Annotated in this window: 26 protein-coding genes, 3 tRNA genes and 1 pseudogene; 18 read left to right on the forward strand and 12 right to left on the reverse strand. The window is 74.8% G+C overall.

All coding sequences use genetic code 11. The features are described from left to right. Both ACZ1IK_RS04190 and ACZ1IK_RS04195 read left to right on the forward strand, forming a co-directional pair. A pseudogene (locus tag ACZ1IK_RS04190) lies at positions 1-100 on the forward strand (IS5/IS1182 family transposase); the annotation flags it as partial. Between the two features lie 40 nt (positions 101-140). Next, positions 141-1349 carry an amidohydrolase gene (locus ACZ1IK_RS04195; RefSeq protein WP_044659544.1) on the forward strand — a complete coding sequence of 403 codons (1209 nt, stop codon included), beginning with the start codon at positions 141-143 and terminating at the stop codon, positions 1347-1349. A gap of 40 nt (positions 1350-1389) precedes the next feature. Here the strand turns inward: ACZ1IK_RS04195 and ACZ1IK_RS04200 are convergent, their stop codons facing one another. Next, on the reverse strand, positions 1390-2019 hold the full coding sequence (locus ACZ1IK_RS04200; protein ID WP_044659545.1) for a hypothetical protein: 630 nt from the start codon (positions 2017-2019) through the stop codon (positions 1390-1392). 309 nt (positions 2020-2328) lie between these two features. Here ACZ1IK_RS04200 and ACZ1IK_RS04205 point away from each other — a divergent pair, with 309 nt between their 5' ends. The 7 genes from ACZ1IK_RS04205 to ACZ1IK_RS04235 all read left to right on the forward strand — a co-directional run bounded on the left by ACZ1IK_RS04205 (position 2329) and on the right by ACZ1IK_RS04235 (position 7299). Continuing rightward, positions 2329-4446, forward strand: coding sequence for a DEAD/DEAH box helicase (locus ACZ1IK_RS04205; RefSeq protein ID WP_044659546.1), 2118 nt, complete (start codon positions 2329-2331; stop codon positions 4444-4446). An 87-nt stretch (positions 4447-4533) separates the two neighbouring features. Continuing rightward, positions 4534-4605, forward strand: a tRNA-Thr gene (locus ACZ1IK_RS04210). A 60-nt stretch (positions 4606-4665) separates the two neighbouring features. Further along, a tRNA-Met gene (locus ACZ1IK_RS04215) sits at positions 4666-4739 on the forward strand. 89 nt (positions 4740-4828) lie between these two features. Further along, positions 4829-5122 carry a hypothetical protein gene (locus tag ACZ1IK_RS04220; protein WP_041103577.1) on the forward strand — a complete coding sequence of 98 codons (294 nt, stop codon included), beginning with the start codon at positions 4829-4831 and terminating at the stop codon, positions 5120-5122. Positions 5123-5162: 40 nt separating this feature from the next. Beyond that, positions 5163-5612: an FAS1-like dehydratase domain-containing protein gene (locus ACZ1IK_RS04225; protein ID WP_002854745.1), complete on the forward strand. Its 450-nt coding sequence runs from the start codon at positions 5163-5165 to the stop codon at positions 5610-5612. Beyond that, complete coding sequence (locus tag ACZ1IK_RS04230; RefSeq protein ID WP_044659547.1) at positions 5612-6103, forward strand: MaoC/PaaZ C-terminal domain-containing protein; 492 nt, start codon at positions 5612-5614, stop codon at positions 6101-6103. The genes ACZ1IK_RS04225 and ACZ1IK_RS04230 overlap by 1 nt, the downstream gene beginning before the upstream one ends. Continuing rightward, positions 6100-7299 (forward strand): UDP-N-acetylmuramate dehydrogenase, encoded by a 1200-nt coding sequence (locus ACZ1IK_RS04235; protein ID WP_044659548.1) that lies wholly within the window; start codon positions 6100-6102, stop codon positions 7297-7299. The genes ACZ1IK_RS04230 and ACZ1IK_RS04235 overlap by 4 nt, the downstream gene beginning before the upstream one ends. A gap of 204 nt (positions 7300-7503) precedes the next feature. On the opposite strand, the gene asd is transcribed toward ACZ1IK_RS04235, so the two are convergent. The 7 genes from asd to mshD form a co-directional block, all read right to left on the reverse strand. Beyond that, positions 7504-8676, reverse strand: coding sequence for an aspartate-semialdehyde dehydrogenase (asd, locus tag ACZ1IK_RS04240; RefSeq protein WP_044659549.1), 1173 nt, complete (start codon positions 8674-8676; stop codon positions 7504-7506). A 10-nt stretch (positions 8677-8686) separates the two neighbouring features. After that, complete coding sequence (locus tag ACZ1IK_RS04245) at positions 8687-8917, reverse strand: NF038396 family protein (protein WP_070708542.1); 231 nt, start codon at positions 8915-8917, stop codon at positions 8687-8689. Position 8918: 1 nt separating this feature from the next. Further along, positions 8919-9479, reverse strand: coding sequence for a dihydrofolate reductase (locus ACZ1IK_RS04250; protein ID WP_044659551.1), 561 nt, complete (start codon positions 9477-9479; stop codon positions 8919-8921). Positions 9480-9501: 22 nt separating this feature from the next. After that, on the reverse strand, positions 9502-10332 hold the full coding sequence (locus ACZ1IK_RS04255; protein ID WP_002854751.1) for a thymidylate synthase: 831 nt from the start codon (positions 10330-10332) through the stop codon (positions 9502-9504). Between the two features lie 82 nt (positions 10333-10414). Then, positions 10415-10771, reverse strand: a complete 357-nt coding sequence (locus ACZ1IK_RS04260; RefSeq protein ID WP_041103569.1) for a GNAT family N-acetyltransferase — start codon at positions 10769-10771, stop codon at positions 10415-10417. Positions 10772-10846: 75 nt separating this feature from the next. Beyond that, a complete protein-coding gene (locus ACZ1IK_RS04265) occupies positions 10847-11857 on the reverse strand; it encodes an NUDIX hydrolase (protein ID WP_041103568.1) in 1011 nt (336 codons plus the stop codon). A gap of 138 nt (positions 11858-11995) precedes the next feature. Then, positions 11996-12949 carry a mycothiol synthase gene (gene mshD, locus ACZ1IK_RS04270; RefSeq protein WP_041103567.1) on the reverse strand — a complete coding sequence of 318 codons (954 nt, stop codon included), beginning with the start codon at positions 12947-12949 and terminating at the stop codon, positions 11996-11998. 101 nt (positions 12950-13050) lie between these two features. Between mshD and ACZ1IK_RS04275 the strand changes: the two genes are divergently transcribed. The 3 genes from ACZ1IK_RS04275 to ygfZ all read left to right on the forward strand — a co-directional run bounded on the left by ACZ1IK_RS04275 (position 13051) and on the right by ygfZ (position 15906). Beyond that, on the forward strand, positions 13051-13857 hold the full coding sequence (locus ACZ1IK_RS04275) for a hypothetical protein (protein WP_230594474.1): 807 nt from the start codon (positions 13051-13053) through the stop codon (positions 13855-13857). A 187-nt stretch (positions 13858-14044) separates the two neighbouring features. Next, the gene (locus ACZ1IK_RS04280) at positions 14045-14713 is read left to right on the forward strand and encodes a nitrobindin family protein (RefSeq protein ID WP_036337900.1); all 669 of its coding nucleotides are present in this window, start codon (positions 14045-14047) and stop codon (positions 14711-14713) included. Further along, positions 14710-15906, forward strand: coding sequence for a CAF17-like 4Fe-4S cluster assembly/insertion protein YgfZ (gene ygfZ, locus ACZ1IK_RS04285; protein ID WP_095694872.1), 1197 nt, complete (start codon positions 14710-14712; stop codon positions 15904-15906). Before ACZ1IK_RS04280 ends, ygfZ begins: the two co-directional genes overlap by 4 nt. 13 nt (positions 15907-15919) lie before the next feature. On the opposite strand, the gene ACZ1IK_RS04290 is transcribed toward ygfZ, so the two are convergent. The 3 genes from ACZ1IK_RS04290 to ACZ1IK_RS04300 all read right to left on the reverse strand — a co-directional run bounded on the left by ACZ1IK_RS04290 (position 15920) and on the right by ACZ1IK_RS04300 (position 18853). Further along, complete coding sequence (locus ACZ1IK_RS04290) at positions 15920-16672, reverse strand: GNAT family N-acetyltransferase (protein WP_465098354.1); 753 nt, start codon at positions 16670-16672, stop codon at positions 15920-15922. Further along, on the reverse strand, positions 16669-17700 hold the full coding sequence (locus ACZ1IK_RS04295) for a 6-phosphofructokinase (RefSeq protein WP_465098355.1): 1032 nt from the start codon (positions 17698-17700) through the stop codon (positions 16669-16671). Before ACZ1IK_RS04295 ends, ACZ1IK_RS04290 begins: the two co-directional genes overlap by 4 nt. Before the next feature lie 88 nt (positions 17701-17788). Further along, the gene (locus ACZ1IK_RS04300) at positions 17789-18853 is read right to left on the reverse strand and encodes a PspC domain-containing protein (protein WP_061867125.1); all 1065 of its coding nucleotides are present in this window, start codon (positions 18851-18853) and stop codon (positions 17789-17791) included. 96 nt (positions 18854-18949) lie between these two features. Here ACZ1IK_RS04300 and ACZ1IK_RS04305 point away from each other — a divergent pair, with 96 nt between their 5' ends. Both ACZ1IK_RS04305 and ACZ1IK_RS04310 read left to right on the forward strand, forming a co-directional pair. Further along, complete coding sequence (locus tag ACZ1IK_RS04305; protein ID WP_036381519.1) at positions 18950-20209, forward strand: ATP-binding protein; 1260 nt, start codon at positions 18950-18952, stop codon at positions 20207-20209. Beyond that, on the forward strand, positions 20206-20904 hold the full coding sequence (locus tag ACZ1IK_RS04310) for a LuxR C-terminal-related transcriptional regulator (protein WP_095353621.1): 699 nt from the start codon (positions 20206-20208) through the stop codon (positions 20902-20904). The genes ACZ1IK_RS04305 and ACZ1IK_RS04310 overlap by 4 nt, the downstream gene beginning before the upstream one ends. Before the next feature lie 47 nt (positions 20905-20951). Here ACZ1IK_RS04310 and ACZ1IK_RS04315 read toward each other — a convergent pair whose 3' ends face one another. After that, positions 20952-22160: a pyridoxal phosphate-dependent aminotransferase gene (locus tag ACZ1IK_RS04315; protein WP_465098356.1), complete on the reverse strand. Its 1209-nt coding sequence runs from the start codon at positions 22158-22160 to the stop codon at positions 20952-20954. Between the two features lie 173 nt (positions 22161-22333). Here ACZ1IK_RS04315 and ACZ1IK_RS04320 point away from each other — a divergent pair. The 4 genes from ACZ1IK_RS04320 to rplK all read left to right on the forward strand — a co-directional run bounded on the left by ACZ1IK_RS04320 (position 22334) and on the right by rplK (position 24291). Continuing rightward, positions 22334-22406, forward strand: a tRNA-Trp gene (locus ACZ1IK_RS04320). An 80-nt stretch (positions 22407-22486) separates the two neighbouring features. Beyond that, the gene (gene secE, locus ACZ1IK_RS04325) at positions 22487-22738 is read left to right on the forward strand and encodes a preprotein translocase subunit SecE (RefSeq protein WP_036317743.1); all 252 of its coding nucleotides are present in this window, start codon (positions 22487-22489) and stop codon (positions 22736-22738) included. Between the two features lie 104 nt (positions 22739-22842). Then, complete coding sequence (gene nusG / locus ACZ1IK_RS04330; RefSeq protein ID WP_134416841.1) at positions 22843-23727, forward strand: transcription termination/antitermination protein NusG; 885 nt, start codon at positions 22843-22845, stop codon at positions 23725-23727. 132 nt (positions 23728-23859) lie between these two features. Next, positions 23860-24291, forward strand: a complete 432-nt coding sequence (gene rplK, locus ACZ1IK_RS04335; protein WP_010080374.1) for a 50S ribosomal protein L11 — start codon at positions 23860-23862, stop codon at positions 24289-24291. Positions 24292-24366 lie beyond the last annotated feature (75 nt).

Here is a 24366-nt window from a genome sequence, read left to right on the forward strand (position 1 = left end):
CCTGGCGACCCGGTATGACAAGTACGCGATCGTCTACCGGTCCGCTGTGGTCCTGAATGCTGTGATCGCATGGTCCAAACGATTGTCAGACATGCCCTAGCGCACGGGTGGGGAGCACCCGGCGGCGTAGTGTGACGGGCATGACCCTCACCGCCTTCGTCAACGCCCATGTCGTCCCCATCGCCGCCGAGCCGTTCGACGGCACCCTGCTCGTCGAGGACGGCCGCATCACCGCGCTCGGCCCCGACGTCGAGGCGCCCGACGGCGCCGAGGTGGTGGACTGCGAGGGGCGCTGGCTGCTGCCCGGCTTCGTGGACGCCCACGTCCACCTCGGCATGCACGCCGAGGGCGAGGTCGGTGCGACCGCGGACGTCAACGAGATGACGGACCCGGTGATGGCCGGGGTGCGGGCGATCGACGCCGTCGACCCGAACGAGCCGGGCTGGAAGGACGCCCTGGCCGGCGGGGTGACCACCGTGAACGTGAACCCCGGCTCGGGCAACCCGATCGGCGGCCAGGCGGTGGCGCTGCACACCCACGGACGCACCGTGGACGAGATGGTGCTGCGCAGTCCCTCGGGCGTGAAGTCCGCCCTCGGCGAGAACCCCAAGAACGTCTACAAGGAGAAGGGCCGCACCCCGTCCACGCGGCTGGGCACCGCCCTCGTGATCCGCGAGGCGTTCCTGCGGGCGCAGGGCTACATGGCCCGCCGCGCGGAGGCCGAGCGCGAGGACAAGCCCTTCACCCGCGACCCCCACCTCGACGCCCTCGCCCTCGTCCTGGAGCGCACGATCCCCTGGCGCCAGCACTGCCACCGCACCGACGACGTCGCCACCGCCCTGCGCCTGGCCGACGAGTTCGGCTACGACCTCGTCCTGGACCACGGCACCGAGGCGCACCCGCTGGCCGACCAGCTCGCGGCCCGCGGCGTGCCGGTGCTGATCGGCCCGCTGTTCACCACCAAGTCCAAGCCGGAGCTGCGGGGCCGCTCGATGCGCAACCCGGGCCGTCTGGCGCGGGCCGGCGTCGAGATCAGCATCATCACCGACCACCCGGTGGTGCCCATCGACTTCCTCGTCTACCAGGCGGCGCTGTCGGTGAAGGAGGGCCTGGACCGGGAGACCGCCCTGCGCGCCATCACCCTGCATCCCGCGCGCGTGCTCGGGCTGGACGACCGCATCGGCTCCCTCGAGGTGGGCAAGGATGCCGACCTGGTGCTCTGGTCCGGCGACCCGCTCGATGTCATGCAGCGGGCCCTGCGCGTGTGGATCGGCGGCCGTCAGGTCATGGAGTACGACCTCGCCACGGCCCGGCCCGTCGTCGCCTCCGCCCGTCCCGTGGAGGACTGAGCGGCGCCGCCGCCCGGCGGCGGGGGCGGGACGCGCGGGCTCAGCGCCGCACGCGCGAGCGCACGGGCGGCAGCCAGACGAGCGCGGCGCCCAGGAGCATCACGACGGCGAGGATGATCAGCAGGCCGTTGGCCCGCAGGAACGCGGGGGCGGCCAGCAGGACGGCGATGAACGTCAGGGTCCCGATCGCCGAACGACGGCGGCGCAGCAGACCGATCCAGCCCCACAGGGACGCCGCGGCCAGCAGGGCGACGGCGGTGCCCATCGTGAACTGCCCCGTCGCGCCGCCCAGCACGCCCACCGACTCCATGCCGGTGAGCGGATCGATGACGGGCTCGCCGCTGTCCTGTGCGCGGGCCCCGTTCCAGAGGAACGCGCCCGCGATGCCGACCAGCACCACGGTGACCGCGAGCCAGTAGAGGCGCGCGACCTTCAGGAGCGGGTGGACGAGGCCGGCATCGGACTCGGCCGCGTCCCGCGCGACCAGGTCGCGCTCGCGGTCCGCGCGGCGCCGTTCCAGGCGCTCCTCGTCCTCGGCGGTGAGGCGGGCGCGCTCGGCGCGCAGCCGTGCGTCGTCGGCCCGCTGATTCTCCCGGAAGGACTGGGCGGCACGGCCGGCGGCCCGGCCGAGCCCGCGGGCGAGGGGGCGGTCTTCGCTGTTCTGGGGCACCTGCCGAGCCTATCGCCCCGGCCGGTGCGCGGCCGGGGTGTCCGAGGGCACAGCCCGGCCCGGGATCCGGTGGCGTAGACTGGGCGGACCGGATCCGGTCTCTCCCCCTGTGATGAATGAGCGTGGACGCGTGTGCCACGCCGGACTGCAGATGTCTGTGCAGATGTGTGTGCGGGTCACGAACGTCGTGGCCCTCGGGGGCTGCCGGGTGGACGGAATCATCTGACCCAGCTGGCCCCTGCGCCCCACGACGTCGACCCGCGACCGACGTCCTCCGGCGTGCGCCCGCGCATCCCCACAGGAGGACCCATGTCCGACATCCTCGATCCCCAGACCACCGCCGAGGTCGCCCCCGAGCTCGCCGAGGCGGAGCAGGAGGCCACCGGGACCGTCCCGCAGGTCGACGCCGCCGAGCCCGCCGCCCCCGAGGCCCCGGCCGGGCCCGCCGGCCCCACCTTCCTGGACCTCGGCCTGGACGCCCGCGTGCTGGCCGCCGTCGAGGACCTGGGCTACACCCGCCCCTCGCCGATCCAGGAGGCGACCATCCCGCTGCTGCTGGACGGCCGCGACGTCGTGGGCCTGGCCCAGACCGGCACCGGCAAGACCGGCGCGTTCGCGCTGCCGGCCCTGTCCCGCCTCGCCGAGACCACGGACGTGACCGGGCGCGCGGACACCCCGCAGGTGCTCGCGCTCGCCCCGACCCGCGAGCTCGCCCTCCAGGTGGCCGACGCCTTCGACAGCTACGCCAAGCACCTCGACGACGTCTCCGTGCTCGCCGTCTACGGTGGCTCCCCGTACGGCCCGCAGCTGGCCGGACTGCGCCGGGGCGCGCAGGTCGTCGTCGGCACGCCGGGCCGCGTGATCGACCATCTCGAGCGCGGCTCGCTGGACCTCTCCGACCTGCAGACCCTCGTGCTGGACGAGGCGGACGAGATGCTGCGCATGGGCTTCGCGGAGGAGGTGGACCGCATCCTCGCCTCCACCCCGGACACGAAGCAGACCGCCCTGTTCTCCGCCACCATGCCCCCGGCCATCCGCCGCATCTCCGCCCAGTACCTGAACGCCCCGGAGGAGGTGGCCGTCGCCCGTCAGTCGACGACGTCCGCCACCATCCGCCAGCGCTACCTCCAGGTGGGCCACCAGTGGAAGTTCGAGGCCCTGAGCCGGATCCTCGAGACCGAGGAGCACGACGGCGTCATCGCCTTCGTGCGCACCCGTGCCGGCACCGAGGAGCTCGCCCAGAAGCTCACGCGCGCCGGGTTCAAGGCCGTGGCCATCTCCGGCGACATCGCCCAGAAGCAGCGCGAGAAGACCGTCGAGGACCTGAAGGCCGGCCGCGTGGACATCCTCGTGGCCACCGACGTCGCCGCCCGCGGCCTGGACGTCGAGCGCATCTCGCACGTGGTCAACTACGACATCCCGCAGGACGCCGAGTCCTACGTGCACCGCATCGGCCGCACCGGCCGCGCCGGCCGACAGGGCGACGCCGTGCTCTTCATGACCCCGCGTGAGCGCTTCCTGCTCAAGCAGATCGAGCGGACCACCCGCCAGCAGGTCGAGGAGATGGCCGTGCCCTCCGTCGCCGACGTCAACGCGGCCCGCAAGCGCCGCTTCGCCGACGGCATCACCCGCACCCTCGAGCGCGCCTCGGAGGAGGAGCTGGCGGTGTTCGGTGAGATCGTCGCCGCGTACGTCGACGAGCACGAGGCCGAGCCGGCGCGCGTGGCCGCCGCACTGGGCATGATGGCCCAGGGCGGCCGCCCGCTGCTGGCCCGCGAGCAGGAGATCCCGTTCGGCGGCGCCCGCGGCCGCAAGGACCGCGACGGCGGCCGCGAGGGTGGGCGCGACGGCGGCCGTGAGCGCGGCACGAGTGACGGCCGCGGCTCGCGTGGCCCGGCCCGGGAGCCCGCGGCCGGCAACGCGACGTACTGGATCGCCGTCGGCCACCAGGACCGCGTGCGGCCGGGCAACATCGTGGGCGCGCTGGCGAACGAGGTGGGCCTGCCCGCCTCCGCCATCGGCGCGATCGACCTGCGCGGCAACCACTCGCTCGTCGAGCTGCCGGCGGACCTGACCTCGGCCCAGCTCGAGGCCGCGGCCAACGCGGAGATCAACGGCCGTCGCCTCGGCCTGCGCAAGGACACCGGTCGCCCGACCCGCGCCGAGCGCGACGGCGAGGACCGCGGCGGCTTCCGCAAGGACCGCGGCGAGCGCGGCGAGCGCGGCGGCTTCCGCGGGGACCGCGACGGCGGCCAGCGCGGCGGGTACCGCAAGGACCGGGACGACCGCGGCTCCCGCGAGGATCGTGGCGGCTTCCGCAAGGACCGGGACGACCGCAGCTTCCGTGGCGACCGCAGGGGACGCCCCGGCGGCCGCAAGCCCCGCTGGGGCGCCCAGGAGCGCTCGGATCGGGGCGCCCGCCGCTGATTCCGCCGGGGTGCCGACCCCGCCGGAGGCCGTGACCGGGGCCGATTTTGCATCGGCCCCGGGGCCCTGGTAGAGTCTCACCTCGTTGCCCCGATAGCTCAGTGGTAGAGCGCCATCTTGGTAAGATGGAGGTCCCGGGATCGATTCCCGGTCGGGGCTCTGACATGAGAGCCCGCCCTCGCGGCGTGAAAACCGTGAGTGCGGGCGTTCTCGTGTCGTGGCGGCGTAGCTCAGCTGGTTAGAGCGCACGACTCATAATCGTGAGGTCGGGGGATCGAGTCCCCCCGCCGCTACGGAATCGGACGGACCCGGTCACCTCCTCGGAGGGGCCGGGTCCTTTCGCGTTCCGGGGCCCGTCCGTCGCCCCGGTAGCCTGGCGGGCATGTCCACGCGTCGCCCCGCCCACCAGCCCACCCGCGGCACCGCCGCGCCCCGCGGCTTCGTCTCCCCGTGGGAGCACGGCTCCCGGCTGTACCGGACCCTCGTGCTGACCGGCTCCGCGCTGTTCCTCGTGGGCATCGTGCTGGCGGTCGTCGGCGGCACCACCGGACGCCTCGCCGTCTCCGGGACCGCCCTGGGCGTGCTCGGCGCGGGCGTCGCCGTTCACCTGTCCGCTCAGCTCGTGCGCTTCCGCCAGGCCGCCCGCCGGCAGGGGGAGCGGCGCCCCGGCCGTTAGGCTGGACGGCAGTCGAGAACCGTCCCGCAGGAGGCCCGAGTTGAGCGTGAACCCCGACGTCGCCGGGCGGAGCTATCCGCCCGCGCCCCCCTTCCAGGTCGGTCGTGAGGCGGTCCGCGGCTTCGCCGAGGCCGTGCAGGCCCAGCATCCCGCGCACCACGACGTCGCGGCCGCCCGGGCCCTGGGACACGCCGACCTGGTCGCCCCCCCGACCTTCGCCGTCGTCATCGCCCAGCGCGCCGAGGCCGCCGTCGTCGCCGATCCCGAGCTGGGCATCGACTTCTCGCGCGTGGTCCACGCGGACGAGCGCTTCGTCCACCACCGCCCGCTGGTGGCCGGGGACGAGGTCGTGGCGACCGTGCGGGTCGAGGCCGTGAAGTCCCTCGGCGGCAACCGCATGGTCACCACCGTCACAGAGATCGCGGATCTGGACGGCGCACCCGTCTCCACCGTCACGTCCACCCTGCTGGTCCGGGGAGAGGAGTCCTGATGAGCACCGCCCCCCGCCTGTCCGACCTCGCCCGGGGCGAGGTGGTCGGCACGCGCACCGTCACGTTCACCCGCGCTGACCTCGTCGCCTACGCGGGTGCCTCCGGCGACCGCAACCCGATCCACTGGTCCCCGACGTTCGCCGAGCACGTCGGCCTGCCCGGCGTCATCGCCCACGGGATGCTCACCATGGGCGCGGCCGTGCAGCTCGTCTCGGACTGGGCGGGCGACCCGGGCGCCGTCGTCGACTACCAGACCCGCTTCACCGGCATGGTGCCCGTCGCGGACACCACGGTCCGCACGGACGACGACGGCGCGCCCGTCCCCGGTGCCACGCTCGAGGTCGTCGGCACGGTCGGCGCCGTGGACGAGGCTGCCGGGACGGTGCGGATCGACCTGAACGTCACCAACCCGGACGCGGCGAAGCCGCGCGTGCTGACCAAGGCGCAGGCCGTGGTGCGCCTGGCCGACCCCGCGGGGGAGAGCGCGTGAGCGAGCGGCTGGCGGACCACACCACCACCCGCGTCGGCGGGCCCGCGCGCGCGTGGGTCACCGCGCGCACCGAGGCTGAGGCGATCGAGGCCGTGCGCGCCGCCGACGCGGCGGGCGAGCCCCTGTTCGTCCTCGGCGGCGGTTCCAACACCCTCATGGCGGACTCCGGCTTCCCCGGCACCGTCGTGCGGCTGGCCTTCGAGGGCATCGGGGTGCTGGACGGGCCGGTGCCCGGCGAGGGTGAGGCGCCGCCCGTCGGCGACGGGGCCCGGCTCGCGGACCACGAGGGGGAGGCCGTCGTCGTGCGGGTCGCGGCGGGCCATCCGTGGGACGACGCCGTCGCATGGACCGTGGCGCACGGGCTCGGCGGGATCGAGGCGCTCTCGGGCATCCCGGGCTCGGCCGGCGCGACGCCCGTGCAGAACGTCGGCGCGTACGGCGCGGACGTCTCGCAGGTGCTCGTCGCCCTGCGCGCGTGGGACCGGGAGGCGGGCGACGTCGTCGAGCTGACGCCCGCGGACCTGCGCTTCGGCTACCGCGACTCCGTGATCAAGCGCTCCATGCTGGAGACCGGCGCGCCGAGTCCCCGGTGGATCGTGCTCTCGATCGACCTGCGGCTGCGTCGCGCCTCCTCCGACGCCGAGCCGACGGCGCCGGTCCGCTACGGGCAGCTGGCGGCCGCGCTCGACGTCGAGGAGGGCGCCCATGCCCCGCTCGCGGTGGTCCGCCGCGAGGTGCTGGCCCTGCGCGCCGCCAAGGGGATGGTGTCCGATCCGGCGGACCCGGACACGTGGTCCACGGGCAGCTACTTCACAAACCCGATCGTGCCCGCGTCCGTGCGGGCCTCCCTGCCCGACGGCGCCCCGGCGTTCGCCGCCGGCCAGGCCGAGGACGGGACGCCGCTCGTGAAGCTCTCGGCGGCCTGGCTGATCGATCGCGCGGGCTTCGCGAAGGGCTTCGGGCTGCCCGAGGTCGCCCCCCGCGAGGGCGGGCCGGACGGCCGCGGAGCCGACGGCACCGGCCTGGCCGGGGGCCGCGCGTCGGTGTCCACGAAGCACACCCTCGCCATGACCAACCGCGGCGACGCGACCACCGAGGACGTCCTGACGGTCGCGCGCACCGTGCGCGACGGCGTGCGCGAACGCTTCGGCGTCGAGCTGCACCCCGAGCCGATGATCATCGGCACCAGCCTCTGACCCCTCACTTTCGTTCGGGAAACGGCGCCCTCAGGAGTGCTTTCGTTCGGGAAACGGCGCCCCTTGGCGGGGCGGGCGCCGTTTCCCGAACGACAACGACCGAACACCCGCCGTTTCCCGAACGAAAACGGGGGCCGGGGGCGGGGGGCCGGGTACGGGGGCCGGGGCTGGGCCGGGTGCGCGCCGCCGCGCCGGCGTCGCGGCTCAGAGGTTGCCGGTGGCGATCATCAGCATGCGGCGCACGGGCTCGGCCGCACCCCACAGCAGCTGGTCGCCGACGGTGAACGCCGACAGGTACTCGGGACCCATGTTGAGCTTGCGCAGCCGGCCGACGGGGATCTGCAGGGTGCCGGTCGCGGCGATCGGGGTCAGGTCGGTGACCGTGGCCTCCTTGGTGTTCGGCACCACCTGCACCCACTCGTTGTCCGCGGCGATGATCTGCTCGACCTCGTCCAGCGGCACGTCCCGGGTGAGCTTGAGGGTGAGGGCCTGCGAGTGGGAGCGCATGGCGCCGATCCGCACGCACAGCGAGTCGAACGGGATCCGGTCCGCCCCGGTCAGTCCGAGCACCTTGTTGGTCTCGTCGTAGGCCTTGCGCTCCTCGCGGGAGACGCCGTCGCCCAGGTCGGAGTCGATCCAGGGGATCAGCGAGCCGCCCAGCGGCACGCCGAACTGCGTCGAGTCCAGGCCGTCGCGCTGCAGCTCGATCACCTTGCGGTCGATCTCGAGGATCGCCGACGCCGGATCGGCCAGCTCGGCCCGCACCGCGCCGCCCAGCTCGGCGTACTGGATGAGCAGCTCGCGCATGTGCCGGGCACCGCCGCCGGAGGCCGCCTGGTAGGTCATGGCGGTGCCCCACTCGACCAGGCCCGCCTTGAACAGGCCACCGAGGCCCATGAGCATGCAGGAGACGGTGCAGTTGCCGCCGATGAAGTCCTTCGTCCCGTTCGCCAGGGCGGCGTCGATCACGCCGCGGTTCACGGGGTCCAGTGCGATCACGGAGGTGTCCGCCATGCGCAGGGTGGAGGCGGCGTCGATCCAGATGCCGTCCCAGCCGGCGGCGCGCAGCTTCGGGTACACGGCCTGCGTGTAGTCCCCGCCCTGCGCGGTGAGGATCACGGGCAGGGCCTTGAGCGCGTCCACGTCGTACGCGTCCTGGAGCACGCCCGGGTCACCGGCCATGCCCTCGAGCACGGGCGCGGGACCGCCGGCGTTGGACGTGGAGAAGAAGACGGGATGGATACGGGCGAAGTCGCCCTCCTCGGCCATGCGCTGCAGGAGGACGGACCCCACCATGCCGCGCCAGCCGACCAGGCCCACGGTGGGCACGGCGGCCGCGTCGGGGGCGTTCACAGATGCGGGGGCAGCGGAAGTCATGCCCTCCAGGCTAGCGGCCCTGCTGCGCGCGCTTCCGCTTGTTCCACGCGATGAGACCGCCCACGGCGAACACCTGGGTCAGCACGAGCAGGAACACCAGCCCGGCGATGGTCTTGCCCTGCAGCACGAGGATCAGCCCGAACACGGCGCACACGAACGCCAGCACGGGCAGGACGACGAGCGCGAGGAACGAGACCGCCTGCGGGGAGAGCAGACGCTGGTCGGAGTCGGTCGGGGCCATGTCAGTCGCGTTCCCATCGTTCGAAGCGGTGGCGCGGGCCGGAGGCGGAGTCCAGCCACGCGTCGGGGGCGGGCTCGACGGCGGTGCGCCGCCAGCGGGCGTCGAGCAGCGGGGCGTGCGTGTCGCCGTCGACGTCGGCGTCGATCACGGTCACCTCGGCGCGCGAGGCCACGTCGAGGGCCTGCTCGTAGAGCGTCGCCCCGCCGATCACCCACACGGTGTCACAGCCGTCGGCCTCGGCCGCGGCGGCCAGGGCCGCCCCGAAGTCCGGCACGACGACGGCGCCCGCGGCCCGCAGCTCCGCGCCGGCCTCCTCGGTGGCCGTCAGGGTGCGGGAGACCACGATGTTCGTGCGCCCGGGCAGCGGGCGGAAGCGCGCCGGGAACGACTCCCACGTGCGCCGGCCCATGATCACGGGGTGGCCGTGCGTGTGGGCCCGGAAGTGCGCGAGGTCCTCCGGGACGTGCCACGGCATGGTGCCGTCGCGACCGATGACGCGCTCGGGGGTCTGGGCCCAGATCATGGCGATCACGGGCTCGGTGGGACGGGTGGCCCGGCTCATGGGGTCGCTGCGCATCCTCGGCTCAGACGGCGATCGGCGCCGTGATGGTGGGGTGGTGACGGTAGTCGAGGACCTCGAAGTCCTCGTAGTCGTAGTCGAAGATCGACGCGGGGGTGCGCCGCAGCCGCAGCCGCGGGTACGGGTACGGCTCGCGGGAGAGCTGCTCGCGCACCTGCTCCTCGTGGTTCGCGTAGATGTGCACGTCCCCGCCGGTCCACACGAACTCGCCGGGAGTCAGCCCGGTCTGCTGCGCGACCATCACCGTGAGCAGCGCGTACGAGGCGATGTTGAACGGCACGCCGAGGAACAGGTCCGCCGAGCGCTGGTAGAGCTGGCATGAGAGCCGCCCGGGGGCGCCGTCCTGACCGGGGGAGACGTAGAACTGGAACAGCGCGTGGCACGGCGGCAACGCCATCTCGTCCACCTCGGCGGGGTTCCACGCGGTGACGATGTGCCGGCGCGAGTCGGGGTTCGTCCGGATCTGCTCCACGACCTTGGCGATCTGGTCGATGTGGCCCCCGTCCGGGGTGGGCCACGAGCGCCACTGCACGCCGTAGACGGGGCCGAGCTCGCCGTCCTCGTCCGCCCACTCGTTCCAGATCCGCACGCCGCGCTCCTGGAGCCACCGCACGTTCGAGTCCCCGCGCAGGAACCACAGCAGCTCGAGCGCGACCGACTTGAAGTGCACGCGCTTGGTCGTGATCAGCGGGAAGGACTCGGCCAGGTCGAAGCGCAGCTGGCGGCCGAACACGCTGCGCGTGCCCGTGCCGGTCCGGTCCGTCTTGACGGCCCCGTGGGCCATCACGTCGGCGAGGAGGTCCTCGTAGGGGGTGGGGATGCTCACCCGGCCCACTCTAGCGATCCGAGCGGACGCGCTGAGCGTCGTCGACGGCCCGGCGGAGGCGGGTACCGGCAGGGCAGGGCCCCGCCCCCGGTCAGCCGTGGAAGACCATGTCCTGGTACTCGGGGTAGCGGCGCAGGTAGTCCTCCACGTAGGAGCACTCGGGCACGATCCGGTCACCCTCCGCGCGCAGCCGGTCCAGGACCATGGTCACGAGGGCGCGGGCATAACCGCGGCGGCCGAACTGCTCGTCGATGATGGTGTGCTGCAGGCGCAGGACCACGGTGTCCTCGCCGTCCGCGCCGCGCACGGTCTCCTGGTCGTAGCCGAGGAACCCGATGAAGGTCCCGTCCTGGCGCAGCTCGAAGCGCTGACGGTCCGGGTCCCGGGTCACCGTGAGGCGCTCGTGGACGATCTTCTCGGGCTGGCTCTGGGCGGCGGTGTTCTCCATGACCCGAGCCTAGGGCCGGGGGCGGGCCCGCTCAACGGTGGCCCGGTCGTGCGGGCCGAGGCCGGCGCGGGCGGCTCAGTCGTCCCAGGGGTCGTAGACCTCGACGGCCACCACGTCGCCGTCGAGGTCGAGCGCGCGGTGCGCCACCAGCACAGCGCCGGGCCGCAGCCACGGATCCTCGGTCGGCAGGGCCCGCAGCACGCGGTCCGCCTGGCCGGCGGCCGCGTCCTCGACCACCTCGAACAGGGTCGGCAGCACCGGCCGGTGCGTGCACACGACCAGCGGCCGGGAGCGGCCCATGAGCTCGGCCATCACCTTGCGGGTCTTCTTGGGCTTCTCCCGGGCCGTGGTCTCCGTGAACGCGCCCTTGGTCTTCAGCGGCAGCCGGCTGGACTTCACGAGCGGGGCCAGCGTCTCCACGCAGCGGCGCCACGGGGAGGAGACCAGCCGCTCCGGCCGCCAGGCCGACACGAGGCCCTCGACGGCGAGCGCCTGCCGCCGGCCCGTCGCCGCCAGCGGGCGCTCCTGCTCGGCGCGGGACCACGAGGAGCGGGGCTTGGCCTTGGCGTGGCGCAGCACCAGCAGCGGCACGGTCCGCAGGCGCCCCCGGGAGGCGGCACGCAGCAGCAGGTCGAGCGGTTCGTGATCCGAGTCGTTCGTCAGCAGCCGCCGGGCCTCGTCCGGCCCGACCCAGCGGACCTCGTCCACCTCGTCGCCGTCGGGGAGGGCGCGCTGGCCGTCGACCTCGGCGGCCCAGTACCAGACCTCCTTGCTCTGACGTGCGCCCCGCTTGCCGGGCACCTCGTACGCCGTCACGCACAGCGGGATGCCCGGCCGCAGCTCGAGGCCGACCTCCTCGCGCAGCTCGCGCACCGCGCACTCCGGCAGGGTCTCACCCGGATCGAGCTTGCCCTTGGGCCACGACCAGTCGTCGTAGCGGGGCCGGTGGATCACCATCACCTCGAGGCCGCCGGGCACGCGGCGCCACGGCAGCATGCCGGCGGCCAGCACCTCGGCGCGGGGGCCTTCCGAGACACGGTCCTCCGTGGACCAGCGGGCGACGCGGTCGGCGTGGGACGAGGGCATGGGGCGGGTTCCTCTCGGGGTGCGGCGGCCGCGACGACTGCTGGGGCAGGGCACGGGGCGTGGCCGACCCCGCGGGGGCCGGCCACACCAGGATACGAGGCCGCCGGGATGTGCCCGGCCGGCCCCCGCCCGAGGGTCTCAGGGGCGGCGGTACTGGGCGTCGGCGGCGAACAGCTCGAAGCCGAGGGACGCGTAGAGCGCGACGGCGGCCGTGTTGTCCGCGTCCACGTACAGGTCCACGACGTCGACTCCCTGTTCCGCCATCCGGTGCAGCCCCGCCAGCGTCAGGGCCCGACCGAGGCCGAGGCCCTGGGCGTCGGGGGAGACGCCCACGGCGTACACCTCCCCGACGCGCGGGCCGTCGGCTCCGGCATCCGGCTCCACCTTCGTCCAGTGGAAGCCGAGCAGCCGCCCGTCCGCCTCGCGGGCGGCGAGCAGGAGGCCGTCGGCGTCGAACCAGTCCTCCGCCATGCGGTCGTCGAGGTCGGCGCGGGTCAGGCTGCCCTGTTCGGGGTGGTCCGCGAAGGCGGCGGCGTTCACGTCCAGCCAGGCCTGCTCGTCCTGGCCGGGGACGAAGCCGCGCAGGGCCACCCCGTCGGCGAGCCGCACCTCCGGCAGGGCGGCGAGCGCCGCGTGCGACAGGCGCATCCGGCGCAGCTCGCGGACGGGCTCGAGGCCGTGCCGCCGGGCGAGCCGGACCGCCCCCGGGAGCATGCCGTGGGCCCAGACGCTCGTGGTCGCCTCCCGCGCCAGGTCCCGGACCGCGGCGGCCGCGGCGTCGGCCAGGACGGTCCCCCGTCCGGTGCGGCGTGCGGTCGGATCGACGACGAGCTCGAGCACGGCCGCCGCGCCCTCCGGCACGAGCACGGCCGCCCCGTCGATCGCCCCGTCCGTGCCCCGGGTGGCCCCCCACCAGAGCTGCCCGCCGCGGGCGAGCAGCACGCGCGTCTGGTCCGAGAGCGGGGGATGGCCGTCCGCCGCCCCGGCACGGTCGGCCAGGTCCAGGACGGCGCTCGCCTCCTCCGGGCGCGGGGTGACGACGCGCGGCATGCCGTCGGCGTCGGAGGTCGTGGGGGTGGGGTGTTCGGCCATGCCGGCCACCCTACGGAAGGAGGACGGTGGCCCGCGAGGTGCGCCCCGCCGTCGCCCGCCCAGGGCCCAGCCGGTGCGCACCTGGCAGGATGGGGCAGGTGATGCGCTTGTCCATGGCCCTGAGTGCGGCCGTCGCCGCCCTCGTCCTGGGCGGTGCCGCGTTGCTGGGCCCGGTCCCCGCCGCCCTCGCCGCCGCCGTCGTGATCCTGGTCATCGCCTGGGGCTGGCCGCGGCAGATGGGGGCGCCCGCGCGCCTCTCGCTCAGCGTCACCCTGGCCGTCGCCGGGGGCATCGCGGTGCTGCTCATGCTGCTGTGGCCGCCGCTCGAGGACGGCCACAGCGGGGCCTGGACGCTCTTCGAGCCGCTCGCCGTCGTCGTCGCCTGGAGCACCATGGCCTCGTTCGTCGTCCAGCTGGTGCGCGGGACCGGCCGGCCGCTGCGCCTCGAGTCCACCGTCGCCACGATGGGCGGGGCGTTCATGGCCGTCGTGACGGCGTGCTGGGTGGCCGTCTCACGCTGGAGCGACACCCCTGCGGTCGCCGGGCTGGTCATCACGCTGGCGGTCACGGTGGCCGCGGTCTCCCTCGTCGGCCTCACCCCGTGGATGCAGGGCCGGCCGGGAGTCCTGGCGCTCGTCGTCATCCCCCTCGGCACGGTGCTCGCCTGGCCCGTCTCGGCGCTGGCCGGCGTGGGCGCCCGGGACCGGCCGGCCGTCACGGCCGCGGCGCTCGCGGTGGCCGTGCTGGTGTCCCTGACCGCCGCCACGGCGCCGTCGTCGCGGCCGCGACCCGAGGACCGGCCGGTGGGCACCACCCTGCGCCCGCGCCGGGCGGGTTACGCCCTCGCGTTGGCGCCCGTGGGCGCGGCCGGCGTGGTGGCGCACGTCATGGTGGGCTTCCTGGCCTGACAGGTCGGGCCCGCTCGGTAGGATGTCCCGCATGGATACCCTTCTTGCGCTCGAGATCTTCTACCTGGCCCTCGTGGTCCTGGCCGGCCTGGGGATGGCCGCCGTCGCCGCGGTCGTCATCAGCGGCCTCTTCAAGGGCCAGCGCTGAGGACGCGCGGCCCGCTGTCGGGCCGCGCCGTGATCTGCCATGGCGACTGAACTCCCGTACGACCTCACCCCCGAGCTCGCGCCCCTGTCCTGGCTCATCGGCAGCTGGGAGGGCCAGGGCCGCCTCGGCGACGGCTCCGCCGGCACCGAGATCTTCTACCAGCGGGTGGACTTCACCGAGCACGGTCTGCCGTTCGTCGAGTACCGCGCGGAGTCGTGGCTGTGCGAGGCGGACGGCACGCTGCTGCGTCCGCTGACCGTGGAGTCCGGCTTCTGGCAGGTGGACCGGGCGCGGCGCGACGGCGACGTCGGCCCCGGCATGCGCCCGGCGGACATCGTCCCCGCGTTCCGCTCCGCCGAGGACGTCGAGCGGCTGCGCGCCGGTGACGAGGGCTTCGGCCTGACCGCCACCATCACGCATCCGGGCTCGCTGTCCGAGCTGTACTACGGCCGCATCAAGGGCCCGCAGCTTCAGCTGGCCACGGACGCGGTCCTGCGCGGCTCCGCCGCCGGCCCGTACCACCGGGCCACCCGCATGGCCGGTCTCGTGAACGGGCAGCTGTTCTGGCGCTGGGACGTCGCGGACGCCGCGGGCGCCGAGCTCGAGGCGCACGCCTCCGCCATCCTGGACCGCATGCCGAGCGCGGCCGAGGGTCGGCTCGCCCCGGGGGCCGAGCGTCCTCGCGGGGCTCGCGGGGAGCAGTCGTGACGGCCTCCCGCAGCCCGCTGCTGGACCTGGCCGTGGCCGAGCCGCAGGGGCCGGCCGGCGGCGCCGTCGAGGGCCGCGGCCCGGACGCCGGCGTCGCCGCGCACTACGGTCGCCCCCTGCCAGAGCAGCGCGCCCTCGCCCGGGGCCGCGCCCTGGTCGACCTCTCCCACCGGGCCGTGCTCTCCGTGTCCGGCCCGGACCGGCTGAGCTGGCTGCACACGCTCGGCACGCAGCACGTCGAGACGCTGCCCCCCGGCACGAGCACCGAGATCCTCTTCCTCGACGTGCAGGGGCGGATCGAGCACGCCGCCCACCTGCTCGAGGACGGCGCCGCGGCCTGGCTCGTCACGGACCGCGAGGACGGCCCGGGCCTGGCCGCGTGGCTCACCTCGATGCGCTTCTCCCACGACGTCACGCTGCGGGACCACACCGGGGCGGTCGCCGTCGTGGGCGCCACCGCGCCCGTGCCCGGCTGGGAGGACCGCACCGTGTGGCTGGACCCGTGGCCGCGCGTCGGGGCGGGCGGCTGGGCCTACACGGCCGATCCGGATCCGGCGACCCACCCGGGTGCGGACTGGTCCTGGCGCGAGTACCTCGTCACCCGGGCCGACCTCGAGGCCACCGTCCGCGCGCTCGGCACGGGCGTGCTCGCGGGCTGGTCCCTGGCGGGCACGACGGCGGCCGAGGCGCTGCGCATCGAGGCCGGCCGCCCCCGCCGGGCCCTCGACGTGGACGACCGCGCGATCCCGCACGAGCTGGACCTGCTGCGCACCGCCGTGCACCTCGAGAAGGGCTGCTACCGCGGTCAGGAGACCGTGGCGCGCGTGCACAACCTGGGCCGCCCGCCCCGCCGCCTCACCCGCCTGCTCCTGGACGGCTCCGTCCACGCGCTCCCCGAGCACGGTGCCCCCGTGATCCTCCGGCCGGCCGAGGACACGCCCGAGGCCCGCGCCGCCGCCCGTCCGGTGGGGACGGTCACCGCCGCGGCCCAGCACCATGAGGCGGGCGCCGTCGCCCTGGCGCTGCTCAAGCGCACGGTGCCCGTGGACGCCGAGCTGCTGGTCCGCGAGGACGCTCCCGGCGAGGACGGTGCCGCCGAGGGCGGCTGGATCGCCGCGAGCCAGGAGCCGCTCGTGTCCCCGGACGCCGGGCAGGTCGTCGGCCGACCGCGCGGCGTGGGCCGCCTGCGCTGACCGACTCGCCGGCTCAGTCCAGCGCGAGGACGGTCCGCGTGCCCGCCGCCTCCAGCCCGACGGCGATCGCCACGTGGTGCGCGGCTGTGTGGCCCGCCGGCACCTCGGCGAACGGCAGCAGCCCCTCCAGCGCCGCCCGGTCCATCGCCACGGCCACCGCGTAGCGGCCGAGCCCACGACCGCGCAGCCGCGGTGGGGTGAGGGTGCCCAGCGAGGCCAGCACGCCGCCCGTCACGCGATGCCCCGCCGCCGCCACCGCGGCTTCGATCGCCCGTCCCGCGCCGTCGTCGGGAACGAGCGCGACCGAGGACTCCCAGGAGGGGACACCCGCCTCGGCCACGTCGTCTGCGGGGGCTTGCGCGGACACGGCGTGGACGTGGGCGGGGTCGTCGGACACGGCGACGGTGCGCGAGGGGTCGACCGGCGGCGGTTCCTCGGCCGCGTAGAGCGTGAACTCGCCACGCGAGCGCACCGCCTCCCCGGCGGCGGCCCGCACCGCCGTCCGCAGCAGGGCCGACTCCACGCCCAGCGCCTCGGCGGGCACGCCGCGGCAGGCACGCGTGAACCACGCCGGCCCCGCCACGACGGTGGCCCAGGGCAGGGCCAGCACCTCCGCCTCGGCGACGCCCTGCCGGGCCACCTCGATGCGGCGCGGCTCGGCGCCCGCCGCCGGGGCGTCGCCGGGCAGGAGCGCGGTGTCGGGCAGGCCGAGCCGACGCGCCAGCCCGAGGGCCAGCACGCCGACGGCGGGGTGGTCGGGTCTCACCGGCCGAACAGGATCTTCGCCTCGTCGTAGCGGGAGACCGGCACCTTCTTGAGGCCCTTGAGGGCGGCGCTCATGGGGATGGAGATGATCTCCGTGCCGTTGGCCGCCACCATCTGTCCCCAGCGGCGCTGGGCGACGAGGTCGACGGCGCCCATGCCGAAGCGCGTGGAGAGCACGCGGTCCGTGGCGGTGGGGGCGCCGCCGCGCTGGATGTGGCCCAGGATGGTGCTGCGCGTCTCGATGCCCGTCATCTCCTCGATCTCGCGGGTCACCCACTCGCCGATGCCGCCCAGACGCGGCCGGCCGGACGCCTCGACCCCGGCCTCGGCCAGCGGATCGTCGTGGCCCTCGGGGACGAAGCCCTCCGCCACCACGACCAGCGGGGAGCGACCGCGGTCGTGGACCTGCTGCACCCACTCGGCGACCTGGGACATCGGGGTGCGGACCTCGGGGATGAGGATCGCGTGGGCGCCGGCGGCCATGCCCGAGTGCAGGGCGATCCAGCCGACGTAGCGGCCCATGACCTCGGCGACCATGCAGCGGTGGTGGGACTCGCCCGTGGTGCGCAGCCGGTCCATGGCGTCCGTGGCGATCTGCACGGCCGTGTCGAAGCCGAACGTGTAGTCGGTGCCCTGCAGGTCGTTGTCGATCGTCTTGGGCACGCCCACGATCGGCAGCCCGTCCGCGGCCAGGCGGTTCGCGCCGGCCAGGGTGCCCTCGCCGCCGATGGCGATGACGGCGTCGATGTCCAGCTCGCGCAGGTTGCGGAGCATGTTCTCCGGGCCGCCGCCCTCCGCGTCGTAGGGGTGCGTGCGCGAGGTGCCGAGGATGGTGCCGCCGGTGCGGGCCAGGCCGCGCACGCGGGAGCGGGGCAGGTCCTCGACGTCCTTCTCGATCAGGCCGGACCATCCGTTGCGGATGCCCACCATCTCCATGTCGTACGACTTGATGCCGTGCAGGACGGCGGAGCGGATGACGGCGTTCAGGCCGGGGCAGTCGCCTCCGGAGGTGAGCATTCCGACGCGCATGGGGTCCTCTCGGGCGTTCTCGTGGGGGTCGGCACTACCCTAGGCGTGCCCGCCGCGTCGCGTCAGGGGACGGGCGACGGGCGGCGGGTCAGCCGAGGGCCACGAGGACGGCGACCTGGAGGGCCGTCGCACCCACGAGGATGCCGCTCGCCGGGCCGAGGGTGCCGGGACGACGGCCGCTGAGCAGAGTGCCCAGCATGACGGGGGCGATCACCGCGAGCGCGGCCACGAGCATCGGCACGGCCAGCAGCGTGGGGGTCGGACCGACGCCGAGCAGCAGGCTGATCCCGAGGGCGGCGAGCGCGGCGAGGACGGCCCCGACGTAGGTGGCGGCCTGCGCGATCGGCCCGAGGCGCGGCTTCGCGGCCGTGGCTGCGGACCCCGAGCCGGTCGGGGTGGTGGCCGCCCGCGGGGCCTCGTCGGCCAGACGCGCCGCGGCCCGCCGCTCGCGAGAGTGGACGGGCTCGCGCCACGCGCCGGTCGCGGGGTCGATCCATTCGGGGCGGAAGCCGTGCGGGTCGGCGACCTCGGCTGCCCGCTCGCCCGGGCCTCCGCCGACGTACCAGGCCGGGCGCGGCACGGCGTGGGTGGGCTGGTCGGCGTCGGGGGCCCGGCCCGGGGCCACGCGGGCCTGCGCCCGGCCGTCCCAACGGGTCACGAGCCACCAGACGAGCACGGCCAGCGCGCCCAGGCCCACGAGGGAGCCGGGGCCGCCCACGGCTGGGGCGATGAGGGTGAACCCGGCGCCGAGCAGCAGGTTGAGGGCGCCGATCGCCCCGATCACGCCGATGGCCACGGTGGCGTCCTGCCACTCCCCGCGGCGCAGGCGGCCGAACTGCACGCGTCCGTCGGCGTCGGGGAGGACGGCCCAGGCGGCCGCGTAGGCCAGCAGGCCCAGGCCCGCGGAGACCATGCACACGGCGACGAACACGCCGCGGGCGAGCAGCGGGTCGATGCGGTAGCGCTCGGCCACGCCGCCGAGCACCCCGCCGACCCACGAGGCCGGCGAGCGGCGCACGCCCCAGCCCAGGACGGCGCGGCGCAACCAGCCCGGCAGGGCGTCCAGTCCGTCGGGGCCGGTCTCGCCCGCAGTGGCTCCGTCGGGGGCGACGTGGGGGCCGGGGCCGGTGAACGGGTCGTGTGTGCTCGTCATGTCTCCATCCTCGTCCGCCCGCGGCCCCCGCCCATCCGGGAACTCCCGGAATCCTCCCCGGATGTGTCACCCCGTCCGACGCGGCAGGATGGGGGCATGCCCACCCCGTCCGCGCCCGCGCAGGCCCCACGTCCGCCGTTGATGCGGCACGGGGCCGACCGTCCGGTGTCCGGCGTCGCCGCGGGGCTCGCCCGGCATCTCGGGGTGCCCGTCGGCCGTGTCCGCGCGGCCCTGGCGCTGCTGAGCCTGATGGGCGGCGCGGGCCTGGCCCTGTACGTGTGGCTCTGGCTGCTCATGCCGGAGGAGGGCCCGGACGGCGCTCCCGCCGCCGACGCCCCCACCCTGCGTGGTCGCGCCCCCGAGGTGCTCGAGCGGGTGCGCGAGGGCGGCTGGCCGGTCCTGCTGGCCGCCGTGGTGCTCGGCGTGGGCGTGCTGACCGTCGCGGACGGCCTCGGCCTCGCCGTCGACTGGGCGCTCGTGGGCCCGGTGGCCGTCCTCGTGATCGGCCTCGGCCTGGCCTGGATGCAGCTCGACCTGGCGGGCGGGCCCCGGGCCGGGCGGAGCGGACGACTGGTCCGCCTCGTGCTCGGCACGGCCCTCGTGCTGCTGGCGGTGCTGGCCATCGTCCTGGGCGCCGTGAGCTCGGGCGAGCTGTGGCGGGCCCTGCTGGCCGCCGTCGCGATGCTCGCCGGCGCGGCGCTGGTGGCCATGCCCTACGTCCTGGCCTGGCTGCGCCGACGCGACGCGGAGCGGACCGCGTTCGCGGTGCAGGTCCAGCGCGCCGAGATCGCGGCGCACCTGCACGACTCGGTGCTGCAGTCCCTCGCCCTCATCCAGCGGCGCGCCCATGACGCAGACGCGGTGGCCCGGGTGGCCCGCGCCCAGGAGCGTGAGCTGCGTCAGTTCCTCGCCCTGGACTCCCGTGGCGGCCCGCGCTCCCTGGCGGAGGCGCTCGAAGAGCACGCCGCCGCCGTCGAGGACGCACACGGGTCCCGGGTGGAGGTCGTGGCCGTGGGCCGGGCCGCCGGGGCGTGGCTCGAGCCGCTCGCGGCCGCGGCACGCGAGGCCATGCAGAACGCGGCCCGGCACGCCGGCGACGCGCAGGTCTTCGCGGAGGCCGGTGAGGACGACCATGGCCGCACCGTCGCGGAGGTGTTCGTCCGGGACCGTGGCCCCGGCTTCGACCTGCACACGGTCCCGGCCGACCGGCTCGGCGTGCGGGAGTCGATCCTCGGCCGCATGGAGCGTGCCGGCGGGGCCGCCCGCATCCGGTCCGGCCCGGGCGGCACCGAGGTCCACCTGACGCTGACCGAGCCCGAGGGAGCGCGAGCGCGCGCCGGACAGGAGCACCCATGACCGACCCCGCCCCGCGCACGGCCGTCATCGTGGACGACCACGCGATCTTCCGCTCCGGCCTGCGCGCCGACCTGGACCCGGACCGACTGGCCATCGTCGGCGAGGCCGGGGACGTGGACGAGGCCGTCCGCACCGTGCTGGACCTGGTGCCGGATGTGGTGCTGCTGGACGTGCACCTGCCCGGCGGGGCCGGCGGCGGGGGAGCGGAGGTGGCCGAACGCGTCCTCGCGCGCCGACCCGCGCAGCGGTTCCTGGCACTGTCCGTCTCGGACGCGGCCGAGGACGTCGTCGCCGTGATCCGTGCGGGGGCCCGCGGCTACATCACCAAGACGGCCTCCGGCGTGGAGGTGGCGGACGCGGCGGTCCGCGTGGCCGACGGCGATGCCGTGTTCTCGCCCCGACTGGCCGGGTTCGTCCTCGACGCCTTCCGCGGCACGGCGCCCGCGTCCCCGCCCGTCCCCGCCGCGGCGACGAGCGGGGCTGCGGCCCCCGACGAGGACCTCGACCGGCTCTCGGCACGGGAGCGGGAGGTCATGCGGCTGATCGCCCGCGGCTACACCTACCGGGAGGCCGGGGCGGAGCTGTTCATCTCGGACCGCACGGTCGAGACCCACGTGTCCTCCGTGCTGCGCAAGCTCCAGCTCTCCAACCGCCACGAGCTGACCCGCTGGGCCGCGCGCCGCGGATACGCCTGAGCCCCGCGGCACGCGGCGTCGCGGGGCTCAGGGGTGGGGTGTGCGGCTCAGGCGCTGAGCAGGGCGCGGATGCGCTCGACGCCCTCGGCGAGGTCCGCATCGCCCAGCGCGTAGGACAGTCGCAGATAGCCGGACGGGCCGAACGCCTCGCCCGGGACCACGGCGACCTCCGCCTCGTCGAGGATGAAGGCGGCCAGCTCGGCCGACGTCGCGGGGGTGACGCCGCCGCGGTAGGTCTTCGCGAGCGCCTCCCGCACGTCCACGTACGCGTAGAACGCGCCCTGCGGGGTGGGGCAGTGGAAGCCCGACACGGCGTTCATGGCCTCGACCATGGCCCGGCGCCGGCGGTCGAACGCCGTCTTCATCTCCGCCACGGCGTCCAACGGGCCGGCGACGGCGGCCAGTGCGGCCCGCTGCGACACGTTGGCCACGTTCGAGGTGGCGTGGGACTGCAGGTTCGTGGCGGCCTTGACCACGTCCAGCGGACCGGCCATCCAGCCGACGCGCCAGCCCGTCATCGCGTAGGTCTTGGCGACGCCGTTGAGGATCACGGACTGCTCCGCCAGCTCGGGCACGGCGCGGACGATCGAGGTGAACGGCATGCCGTCGTAGGTCAGGTGCTCGTAGATCTCGTCGGTGACCACCCACAGCCCCCGCTCCCGTGCCCACTGGCCGATCGCCGCCGTCTCCTCGGGGGAGTACACGGCGCCGGTGGGGTTGGAGGGGGAGACGAACAGGAGCACCTTGGTGCGGTCCGTGACGGACTCGTCGAGCTGGTCCACGGTGACCTTGTAGCCCTGCTCGGGGCCGGCGAACACCTCCACCGGCACGCCGCCGGCCAGGCGGATCGCCTCGGGGTAGGTGGTCCAGTAGGGGGCGGGGACGAGCACCTCGTCCTGCGGGTCCAGCAGGGCGGCGAAGGCGTTGTACACGGCCTGCTTCCCGCCGTTGGTCACGAGCACCTGGGCGGCCTCGAGGGACACGCCGGAGTCGCGCAGCGTCTTGGCCGCGATCGCCTCGCGCAGCTCGGGCAGGCCGGCGGCGGGGGAGTAGCGGTGGTTCTTCGGGTCCCGGGCCGCGGCGACGGCGGCCTCCACGATGTAGTCCGGGGTGGGGAAGTCGGGCTCGCCGGCGCCGAAGCCGATCACCGGGCGCCCGGCGGCCTTGAGCTCCTTGGCGCGGGCGTCGACGGCGAGGGTGGCGGAGGGCGCGATGGCGGACAGACGGGCGGAGACGCGGCGGGCGGGCGCGGCCATGGGGACCTTCTTCGAGCTCGACGGGGAGGGCGGGGCGGAGCGGGGCTCCGTCCTGCCAGGGTACTGACTGCCCGGGGCCCGTTCGACTCCCGCCGCCCGATGGCGTATCCTGGATCTCCGGTACCGCGATCACGGTCGATCCCGCGAGGGTTCGGCCGGCTCCGTCGGTCCGAAGGGTAGTGGCGCAATTGGTAGCGCAGCGGTCTCCAAAACCGCAGGTTGCAGGTTCGAGTCCTGTCTGCCCTGCTCGATGCCGGGCCTCGTGCTCGGCATCGGACGTGTAGAAAGCGATTCGGCGATCCGACGAGTGAGGCCACGTGACTGAGATGGCGGCGAACGGCGGGGGGCCCGCCCCCACGCCGAGCAGGCAGCGTCGCGGGCTGTTCGCGCGGATCGCGCTGTTCCTGCGCCAGGTGGTGGACGAGCTCCGCAAGGTCGTCACCCCCACGAGCGAGGAGCTGCTGCGCACGACCGGAGTGGTGCTCGCCTTCGTGGCGTTCATGATCCTGCTGGTCATGGGGCTGGACTGGGTGTTCGGCACCGTGGCGGGTCTCCTGTTCGGCGCCGGCGGCCTCTGAGCCCGGCGCGGACGGTCCCGACGTCGCAGGACGCGTCCCCCGCACGCCCGTGAGGGCCCTCCCCGACGGCAGGGCCCGCCGTCCGTCAGCAGAAAGCAGGAACCGTGTCCGAGCAGGAACTGGATCGTCAGCCCGCCGAGGAGTCCGTCCCGATGTCGGAGGACGCCGTGGCCGAGGAGACCGCCGAGACCGCGCAGGACGCCGGCACGCCCGTCGAGGACGCCCTGGACGAGGTCGCCGGCAGCGGTGACGAGACCGCCGAGGCCACCGTGCAGGAGGCCGACCTGGCCGTCGCCGAGGGCGAGGACGCACCGACCCCCGTCGAGGAGCAGTCCGACGACGAGCCCGCCGTGGACCCCGCCGAGGAGCTGCGCACCCGCCTGCGCCGCCAGCCCGGCGACTGGTACGTCGTCCACACCTACGCCGGCTACGAGAAGCGCGTGAAGACGAACCTCGAGGCCCGCATCCTGACCCAGGACATGGAGGACTCGATCTACGAGATCGAGGTCCCCATGGAGGAGGTCGTGGAGATCAAGAACACCACGCGCAAGATCGTCTCGCGCGTGCGCATCCCGGGCTACGTGCTCGTCCGCATGGACCTCGACGACGCCTCGTGGGGCGTCGTGCGGCACACCCCGGGCGTCACGGGCTTCGTGGGCAACGATGCCCACCACCCGCAGCCGCTCAGCCTGGACGAGGTGTACGACATGCTCGCCCCGTCCGTGATCCAGGAGGCCGCCCGTGCCGCCGAGAAGGCCGGCCTGGCCGTCCCCGCCTCGGCCGAGTCCGGTGCGCCCGCCGCCCCCGCGATCCACGTGGACTTCGAGGTCGGCGAGTCGGTCACCGTCAACGACGGCCCGTTCGAGACCCTCCCGGCCACGATCTCCGAGATCAAGCCGGAGGCCCAGCAGCTCGTGGTGCTCGTCTCGATCTTCGAGCGCGAGACCCCCGTGACGCTGTCCTTCAACCAGGTGACCAAGGCCATCTGAGGACACCCGACGCTTCCGCACCGGGCCGGCCGCCTGCCGGCCCGGACGCGGCACCGGCCGCCGCGCCACGGCGGCCACCGCCCCCGGTGCGCTCCTGCGCCGAGGGTCCCCCAGTGAGAGAAGGATCCACTCATGGCTCCCAAGAAGAAGGTCACCGGTCTGATCAAGCTTCAGATCCAGGCCGGCGCCGCCAACCCGGCCCCGCCCATCGGCCCCGCCCTGGGCCAGCACGGCGTGAACATCATGGAGTTCTGCAAGGCGTACAACGCCGCCACCGAGTCGCAGCGCGGCAACGTGGTCCCGGTCGAGATCACCGTGTACGAGGACCGCTCGTTCACCTTCGTGACCAAGACCCCGCCGGCCGCCGAGCTCATCAAGAAGGCCGCCGGCGTCGCCAAGGGCTCCGCCACCCCGCACACGGCCAAGGTCGGCACGCTGACCCAGGCCCAGTGCGAGGAGATCGCCCAGACCAAGATGGAGGACCTGAACGCCAACGACGTGCAGGCCGCCGCCAAGATCATCGCGGGCACCGCCCGCTCGATGGGCATCACCGTCGAGGGCTGACGCCCTCCCCCACCCCCTTCCAGTGGCAGGGCCGAGCGCGGCCCGCAGACCACGACTGCACAAGGAGAAGAACGC

The sequence above is a fragment of the Micrococcus sp. CS26 genome (assembly GCF_055522295.1).

What these genes read in the sequence shown, in the direction of transcription:
- ACZ1IK_RS04195 (WP_044659544.1), top strand. Translation starts at nt 141, where the DNA reads ATGACCCTCACCGCCTTCGTCAACGCCCATGTCGTCCCCATCGCCGCC.
- ACZ1IK_RS04205 (WP_044659546.1), top strand. Translation starts at nt 2,329, where the DNA reads ATGTCCGACATCCTCGATCCCCAGACCACCGCCGAGGTCGCCCCCGAG.
- ACZ1IK_RS04220 (WP_041103577.1), top strand. Translation starts at nt 4,829, where the DNA reads ATGTCCACGCGTCGCCCCGCCCACCAGCCCACCCGCGGCACCGCCGCG.
- ACZ1IK_RS04230 (WP_044659547.1), top strand. Translation starts at nt 5,612, where the DNA reads ATGAGCACCGCCCCCCGCCTGTCCGACCTCGCCCGGGGCGAGGTGGTC.
- asd (WP_044659549.1), bottom strand. Translation starts at nt 8,676, where the DNA reads ATGACTTCCGCTGCCCCCGCATCTGTGAACGCCCCCGACGCGGCCGCC.
- ACZ1IK_RS04245 (WP_070708542.1), bottom strand. Translation starts at nt 8,917, where the DNA reads ATGGCCCCGACCGACTCCGACCAGCGTCTGCTCTCCCCGCAGGCGGTC.
- ACZ1IK_RS04250 (WP_044659551.1), bottom strand. Translation starts at nt 9,479, where the DNA reads ATGAGCCGGGCCACCCGTCCCACCGAGCCCGTGATCGCCATGATCTGG.
- ACZ1IK_RS04260 (WP_041103569.1), bottom strand. Translation starts at nt 10,771, where the DNA reads ATGGAGAACACCGCCGCCCAGAGCCAGCCCGAGAAGATCGTCCACGAG.
- ACZ1IK_RS04265 (WP_041103568.1), bottom strand. Translation starts at nt 11,857, where the DNA reads ATGCCCTCGTCCCACGCCGACCGCGTCGCCCGCTGGTCCACGGAGGAC.
- mshD (WP_041103567.1), bottom strand. Translation starts at nt 12,949, where the DNA reads ATGGCCGAACACCCCACCCCCACGACCTCCGACGCCGACGGCATGCCG.
- ACZ1IK_RS04275 (WP_230594474.1), top strand. Translation starts at nt 13,051, where the DNA reads ATGCGCTTGTCCATGGCCCTGAGTGCGGCCGTCGCCGCCCTCGTCCTG.
- ACZ1IK_RS04280 (WP_036337900.1), top strand. Translation starts at nt 14,045, where the DNA reads ATGGCGACTGAACTCCCGTACGACCTCACCCCCGAGCTCGCGCCCCTG.
- ACZ1IK_RS04295 (WP_465098355.1), bottom strand. Translation starts at nt 17,700, where the DNA reads ATGCGCGTCGGAATGCTCACCTCCGGAGGCGACTGCCCCGGCCTGAAC.
- ACZ1IK_RS04300 (WP_061867125.1), bottom strand. Translation starts at nt 18,853, where the DNA reads ATGACGAGCACACACGACCCGTTCACCGGCCCCGGCCCCCACGTCGCC.
- ACZ1IK_RS04305 (WP_036381519.1), top strand. Translation starts at nt 18,950, where the DNA reads ATGCCCACCCCGTCCGCGCCCGCGCAGGCCCCACGTCCGCCGTTGATG.
- ACZ1IK_RS04310 (WP_095353621.1), top strand. Translation starts at nt 20,206, where the DNA reads ATGACCGACCCCGCCCCGCGCACGGCCGTCATCGTGGACGACCACGCG.
- ACZ1IK_RS04315 (WP_465098356.1), bottom strand. Translation starts at nt 22,160, where the DNA reads ATGGCCGCGCCCGCCCGCCGCGTCTCCGCCCGTCTGTCCGCCATCGCG.
- secE (WP_036317743.1), top strand. Translation starts at nt 22,487, where the DNA reads ATGGCGGCGAACGGCGGGGGGCCCGCCCCCACGCCGAGCAGGCAGCGT.
- rplK (WP_010080374.1), top strand. Translation starts at nt 23,860, where the DNA reads ATGGCTCCCAAGAAGAAGGTCACCGGTCTGATCAAGCTTCAGATCCAG.